This window comes from Vibrio alfacsensis, from assembly GCF_019670485.1.
Classification (GTDB): Bacteria; Pseudomonadota; Gammaproteobacteria; order Enterobacterales; family Vibrionaceae; genus Vibrio; species Vibrio alfacsensis.
In genome coordinates, this window is record NZ_AP024165.1 from 343,148 (window position 1) to 365,910 (window position 22,763).

A 22,763-nucleotide genomic window follows, 5' to 3' on the forward strand; every position below is an offset into this window, starting at 1 on the left:
TTCCATGTAATTATTATGAATTTAGAATGTACTCAGCGATTTTATCGCCCATCTCTGACGTTGAAAGTGCTAGGTTATCACCCGCAAGATCACCGGTTAACTCTCCAGCAGAAAGCGCTTTAGAGACGGCGTTTTCAATATCGAGTGCCGCCGCTTCTTCGCCAAGGCTGTAACGCAGCATCAAGGCTGCTGACAAGATTTGAGCGACAGGGTTTGCGATATTCTTACCTGCGATGTCTGGTGCACTGCCGCCTGCTGGTTCGTACAGACCGAATTTGCTTTCGTTTAGGCTTGCTGATGGCAGCATACCCATAGAACCCGTGATCATCGCGCACTCATCAGAAATGATGTCGCCGAAGATGTTCGAACACAACATAACGTCAAACTGAGCAGGATCTTTGATTAGCTGCATGGTTGCGTTATCGATATACATGTGGGATAGCTCAACATCAGGGTAGTCTTTGGCAATCTGCTCAACGACTTCACGCCATAGGATGGAGCTTTGTAGAACATTCGCTTTATCGATTGAACAGACTTTCTTACGGCGTAGACGAGCGGATTCAAAAGCGATTTTTGCTATACGTTCGATCTCAAAACGATGGTAAACCTCGGTATCAAACGCTTTTTCTGTTGACCCCTCACCTTCACGCCCCTTTGGTTGGCCAAAGTAGATACCACCAGTCAATTCGCGTACTACCACGATGTCGAAACCACGGCCAGAGATGTCTGCTCGTAATGGTGAGAACGCTTCTAGACCCGCATGGATTTGTGCTGGGCGAAGATTACAGAACAGTTGGAAATGTTTACGTAGCGGCAGCAATGCGCCACGCTCTGGTTGGTCGTTGGCAGGTAAGTGCTCCCATTTAGGCCCACCGACAGAACCAAATAACACGGCATCAGACTCTTCACACGCTTTGACGGTACTCTCTGGAAGTGGGCAACCGTGATTATCGATCGCGATACCGCCAACGTCATGTTCATCTCGTTCAAACGCAATGCCGTGTTTCTTTTCGATGGCATCCAAGACTTTGTGGGCTTGCGCCATTACCTCTGGGCCAATACCGTCACCAGGTAAAACGGCAATTTTGTATGATTTGTCTGTCATGTTAATCCTTTAAATTTTTTATTTTGGAGCATATCTAAATGAATTTGGTTGAAGTCTGAGGTGTGGTTCAGACTCCAATGAATCCCATTAAACGGTCGCAATTTTCTTTTGTTTCATTTCTTCGATGGTATCGGCACGATGGATGCTATTAATGACGTGCAATAGCGCCTGACCAGAGGCTTCTACGATGTCGGTTGAAACGCCAGTTCCGTGGTACTTGCGGCCTTTGTAATTAGCGATGATGTCAGCCTGACCAAGCCCATCTTCCCCTTCGCCTTTCGCGGTTAGGTCGAACTTGTCTAGCACGATCTCGTAACCTGTCACTCGGTAGATACATTGGTATAGCGCATCAACCGGACCATTACCGACGGCCGCTTCAGATTTTTCCACATCACCACATTGCATTTTTACACTGGTGGTGGCCATGACACTGCCAGATTGCACGCTTAGGTAGTTCAACTTGTAAAAGTCGTCTTCTTCACGCAAGTTCGAGAAGTGCATTAGGGCTTCTAGATCATAATCGAACACTTGACCTTTACGGTCTGCCAGCTTCAAGAAGTCCTCGTATAATGCGTCTAGGTTGTACTCTTCGTCTTTGTAACCCATTGCGTCCATGTGGCTCTTCACGGCGGCACGACCACTGCGACTGGTTAGGTTTAGCGCCTGGTTCTTAAGACCAATCGATTCTGGCGTCATGATCTCGTAAGTATTTTTGTTTTTTAGCATGCCATCTTGGTGGATACCTGAAGAGTGGCTGAATGCGTTCGCGCCAACGATCGCTTTGTTGCTTTGGATCGGCATGTTGCATAGCTGGCTAACGAGTTTACTGGTGCGATGAATTTCATCATGTTTTAGCCCCGTGTGTACGCCCATAAACTCTTGACGCGTTTTAAGGATCATTGCGATCTCTTCTAGAGAGCAGTTGCCTGCCCGTTCGCCGATACCGTTGATGGTCCCCTCAACTTGACGCGCACCGGCTTGTACCGCTGCAATTGAGTTGGCGACAGACATGCCTAAATCGTCATGACAGTGCACGGATATGATTGCTTTATCGATGTTAGGCACACGGTTAAAGAGTGTTTGAATGATACCGCCAAACTCGCTTGGTACTGTGTAGCCAACCGTGTCAGGAATGTTGATGGTGCTCGCGCCCGCATCGATAGCGGCTTCAACCATGCGACATAGATTGTCGATGGGAGTACGGCCTGCATCTTCACAAGAAAATTCAACGTCATCGGTATAGTTGCGAGCGTGTCTAACGGCTTTAACCGCCATTTCTACGACATCATCATAGCTGCGTCGTAATTTGTCTTGGACGTGAACCGTAGAAGTTGAGATGAAAGTGTGGATTCGAAACGCATCCGCAACTTTTAGCGCTTGCGCTGCCGCATCGATGTCTTTTGCGACGGCACGGGAAAGGGCACAAACTCGGCTATTTTTGATGTGCTTTGCGATGGTTTGTACAGATTCAAAATCACCTGGAGAAGAGACAGGGAATCCCGCTTCGATAACATCAACGCCCAGCCTTTCAAGCGCATAGGCAATTTGCAGTTTTTCTTTAACCGTCAAGCTTGCTGACAACGCTTGTTCGCCATCACGCAATGTGGTGTCGAAAATAATGACCTGATCGTTCATGTTTGCATCCTTCATGATTTTTACACTTTCGCGTAAGTTAATCGTTTACTTCCAGTATTTAGATATAAAAAAGCCCGCATTTTCATGCGGGCTTCTTAGAAGATGTGTGGTTATTTTTCTTCCACAGCCTACCCGCGCGAACTGGTCACGATCAGGAGGAGGTTAAGTAGGATAGAAAAATGTGCTGACATAGTTGTTAAGCATTCCACAAAATTAAGTTAACAAATTAGTACCGCACTCTATGGAACACGTCAACCCCAAAGACGATTTTTTGTTCATATCGGATCAGTAGAGTGAAAAAGAGGGCCGCCAAAGTGAGTGGGGAACAGAGATCGATAATGATAACTTTTGCCTTGTTTTTCTAGTGACACGGAGCAAAGTCACACGCTTTGCGACCTAGCACACAAAGGGCTCAATTGGGTTACGACAATTTTCTAAGACGATTTATAGTGAAGCTGCGCATCGCAAGATATACGGGCTTTTTGATTAGAGTGAATAGGTTGGAAAGAATGGTTCTCGCAAAACAATTTGGACGTTTCGTGTTGAGTCTCTCTCTGGTTAGCTTACCTGGGTGTCAGCTACTTCAACTCGTGAATAAGGATGAAACGCCATCTTCAGTAATGATGAGCGATCATGAGCAAAGTATTCGAGTGATCAACGAACAGATGGCTCAATACCTGAGTGAAGACGGACGTGAATCATTTTTGAATCAGATGCTGGTGGCGTTGGAGTCAGATAATAGAGATCGTTTTAAAGGTAAAGATCCAGAGACGTACTCTTGGTGGAACATTCTCGTTCAGCCAAACCAATGGAAAGAAGCAGAAATAAAGCAAGCTACGGTAAAGGGGGTTGATACCTCTTACCATTTTGAGTTTATGGATGTGCCTTACCGCGCTAAAACTACGCTTCATTTACTTGCTCACCCTGACACAAATAGCCTTAGGGTAGGGGAGTTGAGCAAAGACGAAGATTTCAATGCTATTGCCAAAGTAGAAGGGGAACCTTGGTTGCTCGTTGAGCAAGATGGAATGGTTAAGGGTTATATTCACCAAGAGTACGCGCGCAGTAATGTTTTAGACCATGATATTTTGTCTACCAAGCCAAACGAATTGCTTGCTCGCAGTGAAAATGCACGCCAGATAACCTCGAAGAGTGAGCTATTTGGTCGTTATACTTGCCGTGACTTGGTGTATGAGCTCACTAAGGATGAACGTGTTACCACTGCGTCCCTAAGAGCGTGTCGTAAGCAGAGAAAAATTTGGTATATCGATGTTCCTGAGACGAATACCAAGCCCCTTTAAGTGGTGTCTTATTTGTATCAATGTATAAAAGCATGATGCCCATAATGTTGACGTGTCACTAATTCTCCAACATCTCGTCATGTTGCTGTCATTTCAAACGCCTACTTTGCAGAGAGTGTCAAAGTACAGGAAAGCGACATGCGAACTATTGAGACCATTGCACTGCCTATCGCCACGATTGCGAAATTTGACGTGGCGTTTTCCCACATTTGTTTACGCCATCGTTTTAGCTTACCCGTTGCCAACGTAAGTAAGGGGATTTCACACAGTGGAGACGGGCACCTTTATCTTGTTATTGGACTATTAGCTTGGTTGCTAGATAAGCAACATGGGCAATGGTTTTTATGGGTAGGCTTGGTTGCTTTTGCAATGGAACTGCCCATTTACTGGGTTCTAAAAAACAGCGTTAAACGCCGTCGACCGAAAGAGTTAAGCGAACACCTTCCTGCATTCATTACACCATCAGATCGCTACAGTTTGCCCTCAGGCCATACGGCTGCAGGGTTTGTCATGGCGAGCGTGATTCACCATTTCTATCCAGAACTAGGGGCGTTTGCCTTTCTATGGGCGAGCCTCATTGGCTTGTCGCGCATATTACTTGGGGTCCATTTCTTTACTGACATTATTGTTGGCGCGGTGCTAGGTAGTCTGTGTGCTTCTTTCGCAATCGACATAGTAGGAGTAAGTGGATGAAAATCCTATATGGAGTTCAAGGCACTGGAAATGGTCATATAGCTCGAGCGCGAGCGATGGGTGAAGCCTTTAAAATGCACAATGTGCAGGTGGATTTTTTGTTTTCTGGTCGTGCACCCGAGAAGTATTTCTCAATGGAGGCATTTGGTGATTATCAAACGCGTCGTGGTTTTACGTTTGAGACTAAAAAGGGCTCGGTCAGTTATACCAAGACAGCGCTTAGCAATAATTTGATGCAGTTTTTCAAAGAGGTAACACAACTTGATCTCTCTTCTTACGATTTAGTGATCAATGATTTTGAACCCGTATCGGCATGGGCCGCTCGTAAGCAAAAAAAGCCCTGCATTGGCATTAGCCATCAGAACGCTTTTCGCTACTCAGTGCCACTTAAGGGAGCGAATTGGATTGATAAGTCCGTTATCGAATATTTTGCGCCTGCACAACACCATATTGGGCTGCATTGGTATCACTATGATCAGCCCATATTACCACCCATCATCCATACCTCATCAGAGGTGAGTGATAAGGGGGACTTTGTCTTGGTGTATCTGCCTTTCGAGGCGATTGAGGACATCACGGATCTTCTTTTTCACTTCAATCAGCAGCCATTTATTTGCTATCACCCTGATGTGATGGAATCTTCACAAGTCGAAAACATCGAGTTGCAACCCTTGTCCCACGGTCGTTTTCAACATCACTTACATCGCTGCCGTGGCGTGATCGCGAATGGAGGATTTGAGTTGCCCTCAGAAGCGCTCTCTCTAGGTAAGAAACTGCTGCTAAAACCTTTAGCAGGACAGTTTGAACAACAAAGCAACGTTGCAACATTAGAGCAATTGGGGCTAGCGACATCCATGGACAGTCTCGATATTTCTTCGGTTCGCCAGTGGCTCAGAGACTCACATGTAGAAAGTGTGACTTATCCTGATGTCGCGAAAGCGATAGCACATTGGGTTGTTGAGGGGGATTGGAACACGCAAGCTAAACTTGCCGACAAGCTTTGGCAGCAAGTGGATTTTCCTAGTTATGTGTCCCATTTATGAAGCTTATGACTGTATTGTTCGATAGGCTTCTTCCCTGATCTTTGTCTGCATAATTTAGCGTTCATTATCTCGTTGGTCAGTGAATCATTCGCAATAATTCTTAAATGTGCAGGGTAATAATAATGTGGCTAAATGTATTGTTTGTGTCGCTATATTTTGTATAGATACGATAAATACTTGATATGAAATGGCTAAAAACGCATTTTTATAGTTTTTTATGTTTTAGTTAAATATTTGATTTGGTTTAACTAAATACCTAATAGACTAAAATTTAGTGATTAAATGTCAATCTAGTTGCGAAACCCTAATTGATTCGTTGATAGTACGGTTCAGTTCGGAAGTATCCGAAATATAAATATAACAGTAAGTTCGGTTTTCTATTCCACAAGACACGAGCAGAAAAACGTTGCCATGTATTGGTAAAAGTAAGCCCTGTTCGTCTAGAACTCATTGAACCAAATTGATGATTTAAGAGGCGCACTCAATGTTAGAAAAAAAAGATGCGATGAGCGCAATTGCTAGCTACCGTATGGAAAGCACACTTCGTGGTGTTGATTTAAACCTACTGACGGTATTTGATGCTGTCATGCAAGAGCAGAACATTACTCGTGCTGCACACAATCTTGGCATGTCACAGCCTGCAGTAAGTAACGCGGTTGCTCGCTTAAAAGTCATGTTTAATGATGAGCTTTTCATGCGCCAAGGCCGTGGTATTCAACCGACTCAACGTGCTCGTCAATTGTTTGGACCAGTCCGTCAAGCTTTGCAACTTATCCGCAATGAACTACCAAGCTCTGTTTTCCAACCTGAATCTTCAACTCGTCTGTTCAAACTTGCGATTTGTAGCCCATGCGACATGCGCTTTGCACCACGCATTATGGCCAACATCAATGAACAAGCACCAAGCGTACAGCTTCATCTCGATGCCGAGTTTGATCGCCTTCTTTCGGAGCGTATGCGTTATCAAGAAATTGACTTCGTTATCGACTATGCACGATTCGATGATCAAGGTTTTTCAAGCACAGAAATTTTTAAAGATGAGCTTGTTGTGATTGCCTCAAAAACACATCCACGTATTCAAGGCGGTGTTTCTGCAGAGCAACTGATCAATGAGAAACACGCGAAACTATCTCGTGTACATGGTCAACGTAGCTTCTCTGAGCAAGCATACCGTGAGTTTGATTGCCAAGCGGCGTATGAGGGTTCAAGCCTAAGCAATTTACTTTACGTGGTGAGCCAATCTGAACTTGTCACTATTGCACCACGATGGATGGCTGAAAATGCAGTAAACAGCAGCCAACTTCAAATCTTAGACTTACCATTTGAAAACAAAGAAATCAGTGGTTACCTAAGTTGGCATGAGTCTAGTGAAAAAGATAAAGGCCACATTTGGCTACGTGATCAGTTAATGATCACCTGTGGTGAAGTTGTTGCGCTGAAATAGGTTTATTTTCAGCCTGATCAACTGGTCAGACTGGACTTGTAATCATCAATTTTTACAATTCCTTGGCCCCGAGAGCATCTTGTTTCTCGGGGTCTTTTTATGTCTGCTAATTAATAGTTGAAACAGCAACTTAACTTGATTAAACCTTCGACAGTTAAATATGTACTAAGCTCTCATTAGTGATAGTGCTCTCTTAATAATGATAAGTTTGACAATGGTCAGTTGCGTTTTTAGGTGCCGAGGTTACACTTGTGCGCTCAAAGAGCTTACGACTGTAAGCCAAAAGGTAATGTAAAGAATGGCCAAGTTAGATTTTCATATCGTTAAACGTATTCGTGAACAAATTGCGAAAGGTAGTACTCGTGTTGCGCTAAAACATAAAGTTGGTGACACATGGCAAGGTATTACATGGGAGCAATTTGGTCAGCAAGTGGATGCTTTGTCGCTTGCACTTTTGGCTCAGGGATTGGGCGTTCAAGATAAGATCGGTATTTTCTCAAACAACATGCCGCAGTGGACCATTGCTGATTTCGCAGCACTACAATTGCGTGGTGTGACGGTTCCTATCTACCCAACTAATACAGCAGCGCAGTCTGCTTACATCATCGATAACGCAGACGTAAAAGTGCTGTTTGTTGGTGAGCAACCACAGTTTGATGCAGCAGTCAGTATCTTTGATCAATGCCGTCAACTTGAGCTTATTGTTGCGATGTCTGATGAGATCGAGCTTGGTGAGTACAGCTTTGCGATATCTTGGAACGACTTTATGGCAAAGGGTGATGAAAGCCGTCACGTTGAGCTAGAGACTCGTTTAGAGCAAGCGCAAGAAGATGATCTGCTGACTCTGATTTACACGTCGGGCACAACAGGCCAGCCGAAAGGTGTGATGTTGGATTATGCAAATATCTCTGCACAACTTGAAGGTCACGATCAACGCTTAAGCCTGACAGAAGACGACGTATCGCTATGTTTCCTACCACTATCACATGTATTTGAGCGTGCGTGGACATTCTACGTACTCTATAAAGGCGGCACTAACTGTTACCTGCAAGACACGATGCAGGTTCGTGACGCATTAAGTGAAGTTCGCCCAACGGTAATGAGTGCTGTTCCTCGTTTCTATGAGAAAATTTTCTCTGCGATTCATGAAAAAGTATCTCGTGCACCGTTCCACCGTAAGATCATGTTCACTTGGGCTGTGAATATGGGCGCGAAGATGGCGGCATGCCATCAAGAAAAACGTGAACCATCATTGGCGTTACGTAAATCTTACGCATTGGCCGATAAGATCGTACTGAGCAAATTACGAGCGTTGCTAGGTGGACGAATTAACTTTATGCCATGTGGCGGAGCAAAACTCGATGAGACTATCGGTCGCTTTTTCCATGCGATCGGCATTAACGTCAAGCTCGGTTATGGCATGACAGAAACCACTGCGACGGTTTCTTGCTGGGATGATCAATGTTTTGATCCAAGTTCTATCGGTATGGCGATGCCGGGAGCACAAGTTAAGATCGGTGAAAACAATGAGATCTTAGTGCGCGGCCCAATGGTAATGCGCGGTTACTATAAGATGCCAGAAGAAACCGAGAAGACATTTGATGAACATGGCTTCTTAAAAACGGGTGATGCTGGTTACATTGATGAAAATGGTAACTTGTTTATTACCGATCGTATTAAAGAGTTGATGAAGACATCAAACGGTAAGTACATTGCACCACAAGTTGTGGAAGGGGCTATCGGTAAAGATCACTTTATCGAGCAGATTGCCGTGATTGCAGACACACGTAAGTTCGTGTCGGCACTGATTGTTCCTTGTTTTGATTCTCTGGAAGAGTATGCAAAAGAACTGAACATTGCGTATCACGATCGTGTGGAATTGATCAAACACCATCAAATCGTTGAGATGCTTGAAAAGCGCGTGAATGACTTACAAAAAGAACTGGCTAAGTTTGAGCAAGTTAAGAAATTCAAACTGTTACCAAAAGCGTTCTCGATGGATGATGGCGAATTGACCCCAACACAAAAACTTCGTCGCAAAGTCATTAATGACAAATACCAAGATGAAATTGAAGAAATGTACAATGAAAAGTCGGATAAAAAGTAATTTAGACGATTTTAAATTGTAGATTGATGAAAAAATCCCCATGTGTACATTGTGCTGCTCATGGGGATTTTTTATGCTCGGATATAACGGATGCTTATCACCTTATTCAAGCGAGAATAGGACGATGGTCTCTATTTGATGAAATTATCTACTCTATTTCCCATCGTTCTTCTTTTCTAGTTCTGAATTTACCTCTCTAAATAGCGGCTAACCCTGCCTTTATTCTTATTTGCAGTATCTTGTTCAAAATTAGACCAATGTCGCGTTAGACCCATTGATAATAAAACGTTACATTTGTTGTGGTAACTTGCGTGTTGTTATGACAGGCGCAAGACATAGCTGAAAACGCGGAAGTATTTCGATTAGGCTACGAATAAGACCTAGACTATGTAAAACCAGACCAATCCGTTGGCCTTATGGTGAGGTACTGGTAAGGAGAGCAATTATGACAGCGATGTTGTCAGGTGCAGAGATGGTAGTTCAGTCTCTGATAGAAGAGAATGTAGAGCAAATTTTTGGTTATCCAGGCGGCTCCGTTTTGGATATTTATGACGCACTGCATGCTAAAACCGATCAAATCAAACATGTATTAGTGCGACATGAGCAAGCGGCAACACACATGGCGGATGGTTATGCCCGCGCAACAGGTAAACCAGGTGTGGTGCTAGTGTGTTCAGGCCCTGGAGCGACAAATACGATTACCGGTATTGCGACAGCCTATATGGACTCGATCCCCATGATCGTGATTTCAGGTAACGTGCCAAATAACCTGATAGGCAATGATGCTTTTCAAGAGTGCGACATCGTTGGTGTCTCTCGTCCTGTGGTGAAACACAGTTTTTTGGTGAAAAAAGCAGAAGATATCCCTGAAACGATCAAAAAAGCGTTTTATATCTCGACGACTGGTCGACCTGGTCCGGTTGTGATTGATTTACCAAAAGACATTTTAAACCCGCAAATCAAGCTTCCTTATGAATACCCTGAAAGCATTTTGATGCGCTCCTACAAACCGACGACCTCGGGTCATAAAGGTCAAATCAAGAAAGCGCTGAAAGCTTTGGTTGAAGCCAAAAAACCTGTGCTATACATCGGTGGTGGCGCTGTCATTTCAGGAGCTCATGAATATATTCAAGTTCTTTCGGATCAATTAAATCTTCCGGTTGTCAGTACTTTGATGGGATTAGGGGCTTTCCCTGGGACTCATAAACACTCACTCGGTATGCTTGGCATGCATGGCACATATGAAGCCAATATGGCGATGCACGAGGCAGATTTGATTTTTGGTATTGGTGTTCGATTTGATGACCGTACGACTAACAATCTTGAGAAGTACTGTCCAAACGCCAAAATCATGCATATCGACATCGATCCATCTTCGATTTCCAAAAACGTTAAAGTGGATCTGCCTATCGTAGGTTCCGCTGAAAAAGTATTGGAACACATGGTTGGGTTGCTTAATGATCAAGGACTAGCGAATGATAGAGCGGCTCTAGATTCTTGGTGGGATGCCATCCAAGTTTGGCGCGATCGTCAGTGTTTAAGTTATGAAAAGTCAGAAGAACGGATCAAACCTCAGCAAGTTATTGAAACACTGCATAAGCTGACAAATGGTGATGCGTACGTTGCCTCTGATGTTGGTCAGCATCAAATGTTTGCAGCCTTGTATTACCCATTTAATAAACCGCGTCGCTGGATCAACTCTGGTGGCCTAGGCACCATGGGCTTTGGTTTACCTGCGGGTATGGGCGTGAAGTTTGCCATGCCAGAAGAAGAAGTCGTGGTGGTTACTGGTGATGGTAGCATCCAGATGAATATTCAAGAGCTATCGACGGCAATGCAATACGATATTCCGGTGAAGATCATTAACTTGAATAACCGATTTTTGGGCATGGTAAAGCAATGGCAAGACATTATTTATCAAGGCCGTCACTCTAACTCATACATGAGCTCCGTTCCGGATTTTGCCGCAATTGCAGAAGCTTATGGTCACGTCGGCATTCGTATTGAAACGCCAGATCAGCTAGAGGCTGGTTTGCAAAAAGCGTTAGATATGAAAGATCGTCTGGTTTTCGTTGATATCAATGTTGACGAAACTGAACACGTATACCCAATGCAAATTAAAGGCGAGGGTATGGATAAGATGTGGCTAAGCAAAACGGAGAGAACTTAATATGAGACACATTATTTCTTTGTTATTGGAAAACCAACCGGGCGCATTATCTCGAGTTGTGGGGCTATTCTCTCAGCGTGGTTACAACATTGAATCTCTAACGGTTTCCCCTACGGATGATGAAACCTTATCGCGCCTCAACATCACAACGACATCGGATGAAATGCAACTTGAACAAATTCAGAAGCAACTTAATAAGTTAATTGATGTGTTGAAAGTCCAAGAAGTTACCGAGTTTGATCACATCGAACGTGAGCTTATGATGGTAAAAGTCAAGGCGAGTGGGTTCGCTCGAGCCGAGGTTAAACGAACCGCTGATATCTTCCGTGGTCAAATCGTTGATGTTACTTCTGCCCAGTATACTGTGCAGTTGGCAGGCACCAGTGAAAAGCTCGATGCTTTTATCCAAGCCATTTCTGAAGTGACCGATGTGGTTGAAGTGGCGAGAAGTGGTGTTGTGGGGATAGCTCGTGGTGAGCGTGCTCTAAAACCGTAACGGAGACCTCACGGTAGATTTTTCTGATGTGCGGTATTTATCATTATTTTATTGAGGCCATCCTATTAGGGTGGCTTTTTTATAGAGTAATCTTCTTTAATTACGCTCAGATTTAGGATCCAAATTGCCGTGCTATTGTCCGACTAAGTCATTTTTTCTGAAATTGTCTTATTCAACTTTTTTGATAATAAACAATGATATGATGATCGCTTAGTGAATTCATACGATAGGCGTACATGTGAAAATTAGAAAACTAATCGGATCATTGCTAGCAACGACACTTGTGCTTAGTGCGCTTATTTCTGTTTATTACTATCAGAAGTATCAAGCTTTGCTCGTTAATAATATCGAGAGCACAGCAAAAGAAGCCCTTCATCAGCTTTCCTATTCGGAACGAGAATACAGCAACATTAAAGATCAAATGGTGTCCATTAGCGATCTTCTTGCTCATAGTCAGAGTCTTTACGATTACGTTCGTGAACCCAGTGACACACATCGCTTGATCTTGCAGAAAGTTTGGCGGTCAGTTGCGGTGAACCAAAAGTGGTACACCCAAATCCGTTTTCTTGATAGCGCAGGTAAAGAGAAGATAAAAATTAAGTATGATTTTTCCTCTGGAATTGCGCTTGCTACCCCGATTTCTAAGTTAGAAGACAAATCACCTCGTGCATATTTTCAAGATGCGACAGCTCTCGCCAACGGGAAAATAGGCTCATCAGGGATTGAGCTTGAGCGAGAGAGCGGTGAGATTGTCTACCCATACCGTCCATCCGTTCGTTTAGTTACGCCCGTTGCTATAGATGAACGAAGAGTCGGGTATCTCGTTTTAAATGTTGATATCGAGTACCTTTCTGCTCGGCTTAATTACTCCCCAGTACGAGATTTCAATATTGAACTGATTAATCAACAAGGCTTTTATGTGGCAAGCGTCCATCAAGACAAACTGTATGGCAATATCATCCCGGATCGCTCGCGTTTTAACTTGGGTCTAATACACCCCAAGGTATGGCAAAAATTAGGCTCAAACAAAATGGGCTATGAATACGATGGCAAAAGATTAGTCGTGTTCAATACGATTAATTTTGTGCCGGGCGAGTCCTTATACTTGGTTGTTGATCTTGCTGATACTCAACTGAGTGAAAGAGCGCATGATGAGATCGAAAATCTGGTTCAAGAAGCGAGCTTGATGCTGAGCTTTGTCTTGGTATTCGCTTTACCCATCACTGCGTTAGTTTGGCACTATCGACGTTTTAGTGTGGAATCAAAATTAGCCCGTGCTGCGCTTGATGGTATGACCGCGGTCATGATCTCTGACCCATCGCATCGCATCATTATGGTCAATCAAGAGTTTGAGAACATGATGGGCTATGCGTCCGGGCGAGTGCGCGGCTGGAATGCGCATCAACTGATTTTTCTTCCGGTGGATATAGAAAACATTCTGGCCATTTGGAACAAACTAAGCGTAGAGCAAGTGTGGGAGGGGGAAGTGCGTTGTCGTACGAAACTCAACCATGTATTTACGGCGATTATGCGTATTCAAGCCATTATGGCGAAGCCTGGTAAAGTGAGCTACTACATCACATCCCTTGTTGATATATCCGAACGCAAGCAATTAGAAGAGAAACTGCGTAATTTAAGTGAGAAAGACAGTCTGACCGGATTGTGGAATCGCCGAAAGTTTGAAGAGCAGTTACTCTTTCATGCCAATGTTATCGAGCGTTATCCTGACATGCAAAGCACCTGCCTCGCGTTGATTGATATTGATCATTTTAAAAAGGTCAATGATCAACTGGGTCATGATGAGGGCGATAAGGTCATTCGACAAGTCGGTGAAACGTTACTAAATGGCGTTCGTAATACCGATATTGTGGCTCGTGTGGGAGGAGAAGAGTTTGCAGTAATTATGCCTCACACGACGATGAATGAGGCCAAAATTGTATTGAATCGGCTTAGAATCGCGGTGGAATTGAGTAATGAACTACCAGTAACAATCAGTGTTGGCTACAGCGATTTAACCGCAGACCGAACACACAGTTATAAATGTGCCGATATTGCATTGTACGACTCGAAAAATGCGGGGAGAAACCGTATCTCTGTTTGCCATAGTTTTGATGATACCGCTTAAATCTCAAGCCGTATCATCAAAATAAAAAATCGGGAAAGCCCGATTTTTTTGGATCTTTTGAACTTACTAGGTCGAACGTATTAAGCGATTTCGAGAATGTTTTCGATGCGCTGCATTGTATTGAGGAGGTGCTTGTCTAATAGTTCGCTTGCCTCTTCACTATTTTTGGCAAGTACAAGTTTCATGATCATCTCATGCTCTTGGATATTAAACAGATCATCTTGCGTTGAGTTTAATGTTTGCATTGCATAGAAGCGGTAACGCTTGATTTGGTTAATCAAATCCGTGAAGAACTCAAACATGTTTTTCGAGTCTGCGCCCTCAAGCAGTGAAGCGTGAAATTGATGGTGCTTATCTTCCCATTCTTTCCAGCAAAAGGTCTCATTAAAGTGCAGACGAGACAGTTTGTGATATGAGGTGAGTACTTCCAATTCCCAATTTTCATCGCCAGCTAAGATCGCCTTTTTCAGCAGCACTGAAGAAATCACACGCAGGCTTTCATAGAGGTCGTTTAACTCTTTTTTGCATACTGGAGCAACCCAGCAACCTTTCTGAGGTTCAAGTATTACGTACTTACTCCAAGACAATAGTGCTAATGCTTCACGGATTGGTGATGCGCCCACGTTGTACTTTTCTTTCAGATCCGCCACGACAAGCTTTTGACCTGGTTGGAGTTCACCTGTCAGGATATCTTGACAGATCATCTTTGATACTTTGTCGGTAAGAGTGGGACTAGACACAAGCTGCCTCATTGAAATTTTATCGTATTGATAAATTAAACGGTACGTAGTTCTGTTGTGAGTGATAATATAGCGTACTGATTATGAGGGCAAGATAAAAATATATAAAAAAAGAGGGCATAAGCCCTCTTTTTTATTTAACTGCTGATTGAATTCTTCAGTCTTATAGAACGTGTACAGACGCAGTGTTTGTTGTGCCTGAAGCAACTAGAGCACCAGAAACCATTACTACGATGTCGCCTTTGTTACCTAGACCAGATTCTAGAGCAAGTTCTTTACCCGCTACGTAGAACGCATCAGTGTTCTCGATAGAATCAACAACGACTGGAGTAACACCTTTAGTAAGAACTAGCTGTGCAGCAGTCTTAGTGTTAGTTGTCAGTGCTAGGATGTTTGCAGTTGGGAAGTACTTACGTACTGAACGTGCAGACTTACCACCTTCCGTTGCAACAACGATTAGTGGGGCAGCCAATTTCTCAGCTGTGTCTACCGCACCTTTACATACTGCTTCAGTGATACGTAGACGTGGGCTATCTAGACGTGAACCTAGCTCAGCTTTTAGTACAGAGTCTGTACGTTTAGCGATTTGAGCCATGATTGTTACTGCTTCTACAGGGTACTTACCTTTAGCAGTTTCACCAGAAAGCATTACTGCATCAGTACCATCCATTACTGCGTTAGCAACGTCGCCTGCTTCTGCACGAGTAGGACGTGGGTTGTTGATCATAGAATCAAGCATTTGAGTTGCAGTGATAACCATCTTACGAGCACGGTTACACTTCTCGATCATCATTTTCTGAGCGAAGATTACTTCTTCTGCTGGGATTTCAACACCTAGGTCACCACGAGCAACCATGATGCCGTCAGAAAGCTCTAGGATCTCGTCGAAGTTATCAACGCCTTCTTGGTTTTCGATCTTAGAGATGATGTGGATGTTCTCGCCGCCGTTTGCAGCAAGTACTTCACGGATTTCTTGAACGTCAGAAGCTTTACGGATGAAAGAAGCAGCTACGAAGTCAACGCCTTGCTCACAACCGAACTTAAGGTCGTTCTTATCTTTTTCAGATAGAGCAGGTAGGTTTACAGAAACGCCAGGTAGGTTAACACCTTTGTTTTCACCTAGAGCACCGTTGTTAAGAACTTTACACTTAACTTCAGTTTCAGTTGTAGAGATAACTTCCATCTCGATTAGACCGTCGTCTACAAGGATAGTGTTACCAGCGTTTAGGTCGTTAGCAAAACCTGCGTAAGTTACTGCAACTTTGTCTTTGTTACCAACAACTGAGATGTCAGTTGTGAAAGTGAATTCTTGACCAGCTACTAGATCTACGTCGTTGCCGCCTTCTAGTTTGATAGTACGGATTTCTGGACCTTTAGTATCTAGAAGGATAGCTAGCTGTTTGCCAGTGTTCTTCATTACTTCACGGAAGTTCGCGATACGAGTGCCGTGCTCTGCGTAGTCACCGTGAGAGAAGTTAAGACGCATAACGTTCATGCCTGCGTTTACTAGTTCAGTTAGCTTCTCTACAGATTCAGTTTTAGGGCCAATCGTACATACGATTTTGGTCTTTTTCATGGAAGATACTCTCCGGTAAGTATAGTTACAATTTGAAAGTCGGTATTTACTCTGAAGTAGGGGCGTTTTTGGTGACATTTAGTGCCTGACACCTACCGATTTTTCGCCACATTATTGGAACTTCAGGTTCTGAAAGTCTTTCACCAAGTTTAGTCATTTTATGACTAAAAGTTCGGCGATTTTGGTTACTATTTTGTGACTAATGCCGCTTTATATGCAGTAAGTTGCAAAAAAATAACCGTCAATTCTGTAATTTTTTTTCTTTTCGGTCGCGAATTCTACCACTGAATGAATCCAATATCACTGTTTAAGAATTGTCTTAGGACAAGGTTTTATCGAGAATTATTAATTTTTTAGATCGAAATAAATAGACTAAAAAGTTTCGGTTTGACTATAATAAGTTTCACATCGAAACTTAAAAATAAAATTAAAATGTCGAAACGAAACACTCAACTAAGAAGACATGCCATTTCTAACCTAGTAAATGAACTGGGTGAAGTCAGTGTTGATGAACTGGCTCAGAAGTTTGAAACCTCTGAAGTCACAATCAGAAAGGACTTAGCTTCTTTGGAGAAAAATGGTCAGCTCTTACGTCGTTACGGTGGTGCGATTGCCATTCCTACCGAAGTTATTCATGAAGAAATGAGTCCGGTAGTTTCGACTCGAAAGTTAAAGCTCGCAAAATCAGCTGCAGCTTTGATCCGAGATCACAATCGGATTGTTATCGACAGTGGCAGTACAACGGCGGCACTCATTCAGCAATTGAACGATAAACGTGGCTTGGTTGTGATGACAAATTCGTTGCATGTCGCCAATGCTTTGAATGAATTAGAAAGTGAACCGACGTTACTTATGACCGGTGGCACGTGGGATACCCATTCAGAATCCTTTCAAGGCAAAGTCGCCGAATCCGTATTGCGAGCATACGACTTTGACCAGTTATTTATCGGCGCAGATGGGGTCGATCTCGAGCGTGGGACCACAACATTTAACGAGTTGGTTGGCTTAAGCAAGGTCATGGCTGAGGTGTCACGAGAAGTCATCGTGATGATCGAGTCTGAGAAAGTGGGACGTAAGATCCCTAATTTAGAGTTGGCTTGGCAACAAATTGATGTGCTGATTACCGATGCAGACTTACAGCCTGAACACAAAGAACAGATTGAAGAATATGGCGTAAGGGTTATTTGCGCTTAAAAACCGAATTATCTTTACCTTCCCAAACCAAAGTGGCCTTTGCTTGCTGCCTCTATTGGAATGATACCAAGCAAAGTAAGTGATCAGAGTTAGCGTGCGTTATCACAAGCTAAAATGACCCGTTACTTACTACGATTGTTATTGAGCCAGGGAAGAACAAAACTATAAATGGAGAGAAAAACATGTGTGGAATCGTAGGTGCAGTAGCACAACGAGACGTTGCGGAAATTTTGGTAGAAGGCCTACGCCGCTTAGAATATCGCGGATATGACTCTGCGGGAGTGGCGATTGTCGATGGTGACGCTAACCTAACGCGTATTCGTCGTTTGGGTAAAGTGCAAGAGCTTGCTGATGCCGTTGAACAAGCAAAGGTGATTGGTGGTACTGGTATTGCGCACACACGCTGGGCAACCCATGGTGAACCATCAGAAGTCAACGCGCATCCACACATGTCTGGTGACATCGCGGTGGTACACAACGGCATCATTGAAAACCATGAATCGTTACGAACGTTACTTCAATCTCGTGGCTACGTTTTTGAATCTCAAACCGATACCGAAGTGATCGCTCACTTAGTTGAGTGGGAGCTGCGTACATCAGAAACACTACTTGAAGCGCTACAGAAAACGGCGAAGCAATTAGAGGGGGCTTACGGCACGGTTGTCATGGATCGCAAAGACCCATCTCGAATCGTCGTTGCTCGCTCTGGTAGCCCAATCGTCATTGGTTTTGGTGTGGGTGAGAATTTCCTTGCATCAGACCAACTTGCTCTTCTTAACGTGACACGTCGTTTCATGTACTTAGAAGAGGGGGATGTTGCAGAAATCACTCGCCGCGAGGTGGCTGTGTTTGATGCAACGGGTGAGCGTGTCGAGCGTGAAATTGCAGAATCAAACGCAGAACATGACGCAGGCGATAAAGGTCAGTACCGTCACTTCATGCAAAAAGAAATCTATGAGCAACCAACGGCGTTGATCAACACAATGGAAGGTCGTATCACGGCAGATTCTGTTGTTACTGAAGCCATCGGTGTCAACGCGGCAGAAATCCTGAGCAAAGTAGAACACGTACAGATCGTCGCATGTGGTACCTCTTACAATGCTGGTATGACCGCACGTTACTGGTTTGAAGATATTGCGGGCGTGAGCTGTGACGTAGAAATTGCGTCTGAATTCCGTTACCGCAAGTTTGTAACGCGTCCTAATAGTCTGCTGATCACGCTTTCTCAATCAGGTGAAACGGCGGATACACTAGCTGCACTTCGCCTTGCAAAAGAGAAAGGCTACATGGCGGCAATGACCATCTGTAACGTAGCTGGTTCTTCTTTAGTGCGTGAATCTGACTTTGCATTCATGACTCGTGCAGGAGTGGAAATTGGTGTGGCTTCAACCAAAGCGTTCACCACTCAGCTTTCTGCATTACTCATGTTAGTGACGGCGCTTGGTAAACAGCAAAACCGCATTAGCAAAGAAAAAGAAAAAGAGATCGTAGAAGCACTACACGCGTTACCGAAGCAAATCAATGCCGCCCTATCTTTTGAGAAAGAGATTGAGGAACTGGCGACGGACTTTGCGGATAAGCACCACACATTGTTCTTAGGCCGTGGCGAGTTCTACCCAATCGCGATGGAAGCGTCTCTTAAACTGAAAGAGATTTCTTATATCCATGCCGAGGCATACGCAGCTGGTGAGCTAAAACATGGTCCTCTCGCACTGATTGATGCTGACATGCCAGTTGTTGTTGTTGCGCCAAGCAACGATCTGTTGGAAAAACTGAAATCGAACGTAGAAGAAGTACGTGCTCGTGGTGGCTTGTTGTACGTATTTGCAGATGAAGACGCAGGCTTCGAAGCGGATGAAACGATGAAGATCATCAAGATGCCACACGTTAGTGAAATCACAGCGGCAATCTACTACACAATCCCAATGCAGCTTTTGTCTTACTACGTAGCGCTGATCAAAGGTACCGACGTAGACCAACCTCGTAATTTAGCAAAAGCGGTAACGGTTGAGTAAGGGTTAGTTTGAAACAAAGAACCGAGGTTTTGCCTCGGTTTTTTTGTATGTGTTAATAATGGTAGCTTTAATGAGGTGGCATTAATCGCACGGCAGTACGCGTTATCAGTGTGCAGACAAAGACATTTCTGATGGGTATGACGAAAGAGACTACAAGCATTTTTTTATAAAACTAAGTTCTTATCAGTGCGGTCTCAACGTTGATACAAATCAACTCTGGCAGGCTGAGAGAGGCGTAATTTTATGTGACGTTATTGTCTAGATGGAATGACATAAAATGGCTTATAAACACTACATTCGAGAGTTGCTAGGACTCGCTGTAATCATTTCTGTTGTGTTTGGTGTGCTGGGTATCCTATTGGATATCTTTGCTCTGACGGCGTGGTATGAGCACCAGAATAGCATCGCGAATACGTTCTTTCATGAATCGTTCTACTTTGTCGCGTTCTTGATTCCGCCATTCTTTTTGTGGCGAATCATTAATCGACCTACCTTAGTATCGGCAACTCAAGAATATAAAGCCCGAGCTTTAGAGTTAGAGAGGGCGGTCAGCACGCATTGAGTTCTAACTGACAGGATGTAGTCCATAGGTAGTCCAGAGGGCTAAAAACGAAAAAAGCCTGACAGCGAAAACGCTCTCAGGCCTTATGGAATTTGGTGGCCCCTCCCAGACTTGAACTGGGGACCAATCGATTATGAGCGAAGTCCCGAACCCATACGCCGTGGAATCAACATAGCATCGATGCCCCGAATCACCTTGCCAAATTGCATAACCCTATACCCTGCAAGATTTCTGCTGCCATAGTACGTGGTCTTGATTTAGCTACGAAAGCCGGAGCTTCTATGTATCAGCATGTGGTATCGGAAAGTACCAAGAGAACAGAGATGCATTACTGCTCTTAGTGAAAGACCTGCAAAGCTGACATAAAAGGACTCAGTAGAAATTTGGTCTTTGATGGCTTATGTAGCAATCACATTTAATCAGGGTGATATCAGTAGTGGTATCGCCTTTTTTCATATCTGCAATATAGGAAAATACTTCATGAAAAATAACGCACTTTCAGTTTATGGCCCACTGGTAAAAAGCCGAATAAGTATGAGGTTGAGTTTAGTGTCGAGAGGGCTAAACGGGGCTGTGTAATTGGTGCCATTATTGGCTCTAAAGTCCATCCTCTTGGTACGCCAGTCAGTGCAGTCGTTGACGGTGTTTTGGGTGCTGTATTTTTTTTGGGGGGGTATCTAATTTAAATGTTCGATGTACAGTAGTACATCGAACTGACTTTAATTTAATCGAGCAAGGTAAAGTATGATTATAAAGTTTGTTTTGTTCTAATTTTTTTAGAGATTGTTCTGAAATCTGATGGAGAACAATAGAAATTTTCTTTGAATCGTTTACAAAAGTAAGATGAACTATTGAAACCTGATGAAATAGCAATCTCACTAATTGTTAGATCTGTTGATAACAACAAGTTTTTTGCATTTTTTAATCTAATGTCTAAAACGAAAGAACTTAAGCATGTATTATCTAGCTTTAATAATCTATAGAGCTTTGATTTTGACATAAATAGAGAAGAGCTTATATTTCCAACATTCCATTTGTTTTTTATGTCTGAGTTTACTAATGACTCAACTTTATTTTTTATGCTTGTTTGTTTGTTTTTTCTTTGGATTCCATCGCTGAGTGCTAGATCTTTGTTTTTATTGATGGCGTCTGTTATATAGAAACTTAGAGATTTTAAAATTAGCTCATCATTGTCTAACTTTATTCTTTTTATTTTGTTTGTAGCTTCTATATAATTCGCAATTAATCTAGAGGAGCTGTTACTTGATACAAGTTTGTGTTTATGTAATATCACCTCAATTTTCCTAGTGCTTTTTTGATATAAAAAAATAAATATTCGTTTGTTCTTTGGTAAGTATATCACCGAGTTTGGTTTTATAATGATAAGGTTACCATCATAAGATAATCTTCCATCACAATTTACGGATATAATGTGCTCCCGATTAAATGTGGAGTTATATTTAAAATATTCATATTGAATTGATAATATTTTTCTTGATATTATGTTCATACTTCCCTCTTAATATTTCTCCATGCCATTTTTGAGGTATTGAATAAAAAAAACCTTGGCCGAATGCACCCGTTGATTTAACTAGTGATGAGTGTGTAGCAGTTTCTATACCTTCAAAGATAAGTCCTTGTTTTGTAAATGGCATTAATACATAGGATAGCGCTTGTATTGCCATTAAATCATCACCATTATAATGTAAAAATCTTTTATCTATTTTTATCATATCCCATTGTATTTTACCAAGGGAGAGATTAGCGCACTCATTGTTTTCATGATAATCATCAAGCCATATCATGATTCCATTTTCTTGTAATAAACTAATATTTGAATTTATATCATTTGAAGATGAATAACAGTTTAACTCATTTATTTCAAGAGCGATATTTCTTGAGTTGAATGATAATATTTCTTCGACAAATCTTCTATCAGAAAGACAAGATAGAGTGATATTTATAGATACAGTGCTTTCTATTTTCAAAAGCTTGGATGAAATAATTTGATTTAGGCATAGCTCTTTTATAAAGTCATCGCCAATGTTCTCAAAAAAGTCCTGGCTATTATATGTCTCACCAGTTTGAGAAGTTACGCGTGATAAAATCTCATAAAATTGAGTAGTACTTTCAGATAAATTACAAATAGGCTGGAACAAAAATTCAATAACAGCAGATTGCTGACCTTTTGTTACTATGACGCCATCTCTCCTGTTTACAAAGTTATACATATAATGATTCCTTATTATGATGATTTTATAAATAACCAACGATTTATTCTATATCAACTTTTACCGGAGCTTCTAATGATATGTCTATTTTGCATGTATATCGCATCAAAAGTTAAACGCTTATTATATAGGGTCAAAAAAATGACTGGTATTGATAAGGTTTTTGTTAACTTTAGTAATAACAAAGCTCAATGTTGATAGGTTGTTTTATTTGTGTCGATAAGTAATTTTTATCGATGATAATTGTCTGCTTTTTAAAAAGAAGTAAGGTAGTAATTTGTTACTTGTTTTATAAATACATAATTATTAGTGATGGTTTTCATTGA

The 22,763-nt window shown here is 42.6% G+C and carries 17 protein-coding genes; 11 read left to right on the top strand and 6 right to left on the bottom strand.

Annotated features, from left to right (window positions below):
* Positions 1-13: 13 nt before the first annotated feature.
* Positions 14-1,105, bottom strand: coding sequence for a 3-isopropylmalate dehydrogenase (gene leuB, locus VA249_RS01680; protein WP_221068591.1), 1,092 nt, complete (start codon positions 1,103-1,105; stop codon positions 14-16).
* Between the two features lie 87 nt (positions 1,106-1,192).
* On the bottom strand, positions 1,193-2,740 hold the full coding sequence (gene leuA / locus VA249_RS01685; RefSeq protein ID WP_221068592.1) for a 2-isopropylmalate synthase: 1,548 nt from the start codon (positions 2,738-2,740) through the stop codon (positions 1,193-1,195).
* A gap of 509 nt (positions 2,741-3,249) precedes the next feature.
* Here leuA and VA249_RS01690 point away from each other — a divergent pair.
* The 8 genes from VA249_RS01690 (at position 3,250) to VA249_RS01725 (ending at position 14,119) form a co-directional block, all read left to right on the top strand.
* Positions 3,250-4,041 (top strand): SH3 domain-containing protein, encoded by a 792-nt coding sequence (locus VA249_RS01690; RefSeq protein ID WP_221068593.1) that lies wholly within the window; start codon positions 3,250-3,252, stop codon positions 4,039-4,041.
* A gap of 138 nt (positions 4,042-4,179) precedes the next feature.
* A complete protein-coding gene (locus VA249_RS01695) occupies positions 4,180-4,734 on the top strand; it encodes a phosphatase PAP2 family protein (protein ID WP_128811737.1) in 555 nt (184 codons plus the stop codon).
* Positions 4,731-5,777, top strand: a complete 1,047-nt coding sequence (locus tag VA249_RS01700) for an MJ1255/VC2487 family glycosyltransferase (protein ID WP_221068594.1) — start codon at positions 4,731-4,733, stop codon at positions 5,775-5,777. Before VA249_RS01695 ends, VA249_RS01700 begins: the two co-directional genes overlap by 4 nt.
* A gap of 484 nt (positions 5,778-6,261) precedes the next feature.
* Positions 6,262-7,221 (top strand): LysR family transcriptional regulator CalR, encoded by a 960-nt coding sequence (gene calR / locus VA249_RS01705; protein ID WP_221068595.1) that lies wholly within the window; start codon positions 6,262-6,264, stop codon positions 7,219-7,221.
* Between the two features lie 298 nt (positions 7,222-7,519).
* A complete protein-coding gene (locus VA249_RS01710; RefSeq protein WP_221068596.1) occupies positions 7,520-9,328 on the top strand; it encodes an AMP-dependent synthetase/ligase in 1,809 nt (602 codons plus the stop codon).
* 445 nt (positions 9,329-9,773) lie between these two features.
* Positions 9,774-11,498, top strand: a complete 1,725-nt coding sequence (locus VA249_RS01715; protein WP_221068597.1) for an acetolactate synthase 3 large subunit — start codon at positions 9,774-9,776, stop codon at positions 11,496-11,498.
* A 1-nt stretch (position 11,499) separates the two neighbouring features.
* The gene (ilvN, locus tag VA249_RS01720; RefSeq protein WP_128811733.1) at positions 11,500-11,994 is read left to right on the top strand and encodes an acetolactate synthase small subunit; all 495 of its coding nucleotides are present in this window, start codon (positions 11,500-11,502) and stop codon (positions 11,992-11,994) included.
* Between the two features lie 238 nt (positions 11,995-12,232).
* Positions 12,233-14,119, top strand: coding sequence for a sensor domain-containing diguanylate cyclase (locus VA249_RS01725; RefSeq protein ID WP_221068598.1), 1,887 nt, complete (start codon positions 12,233-12,235; stop codon positions 14,117-14,119).
* A gap of 80 nt (positions 14,120-14,199) precedes the next feature.
* Here VA249_RS01725 and VA249_RS01730 read toward each other — a convergent pair whose 3' ends face one another.
* Positions 14,200-14,871, bottom strand: a complete 672-nt coding sequence (locus VA249_RS01730) for a GntR family transcriptional regulator (protein ID WP_128811732.1) — start codon at positions 14,869-14,871, stop codon at positions 14,200-14,202.
* A 151-nt stretch (positions 14,872-15,022) separates the two neighbouring features.
* Positions 15,023-16,435: a pyruvate kinase PykF gene (gene pykF, locus VA249_RS01735; protein WP_221068599.1), complete on the bottom strand. Its 1,413-nt coding sequence runs from the start codon at positions 16,433-16,435 to the stop codon at positions 15,023-15,025.
* A 432-nt stretch (positions 16,436-16,867) separates the two neighbouring features.
* On the opposite strand from pykF, the gene VA249_RS01740 reads away from it, so the two are divergent.
* The 3 genes from VA249_RS01740 (at position 16,868) to VA249_RS01750 (ending at position 20,206) form a co-directional block, all read left to right on the top strand.
* Positions 16,868-17,629, top strand: coding sequence for a DeoR/GlpR family DNA-binding transcription regulator (locus tag VA249_RS01740; RefSeq protein ID WP_221068600.1), 762 nt, complete (start codon positions 16,868-16,870; stop codon positions 17,627-17,629).
* Positions 17,630-17,811: 182 nt separating this feature from the next.
* Positions 17,812-19,644, top strand: coding sequence for a glutamine--fructose-6-phosphate transaminase (isomerizing) (gene glmS, locus VA249_RS01745; protein ID WP_221068601.1), 1,833 nt, complete (start codon positions 17,812-17,814; stop codon positions 19,642-19,644).
* Between the two features lie 277 nt (positions 19,645-19,921).
* Positions 19,922-20,206 (top strand): D-fructose-6-phosphate amidotransferase, encoded by a 285-nt coding sequence (locus tag VA249_RS01750; RefSeq protein WP_221068602.1) that lies wholly within the window; start codon positions 19,922-19,924, stop codon positions 20,204-20,206.
* A 748-nt stretch (positions 20,207-20,954) separates the two neighbouring features.
* Here the strand turns inward: VA249_RS01750 and VA249_RS01755 are convergent.
* Entirely contained in the window at positions 20,955-21,500 is a 546-nt protein-coding gene (locus tag VA249_RS01755) for a helix-turn-helix domain-containing protein (protein WP_221068603.1), read from the bottom strand.
* A gap of 175 nt (positions 21,501-21,675) precedes the next feature.
* Complete coding sequence (locus tag VA249_RS01760; protein ID WP_221068604.1) at positions 21,676-22,437, bottom strand: EAL domain-containing protein; 762 nt, start codon at positions 22,435-22,437, stop codon at positions 21,676-21,678.
* Between the last annotated feature and the right edge of the window lie 326 nt (positions 22,438-22,763).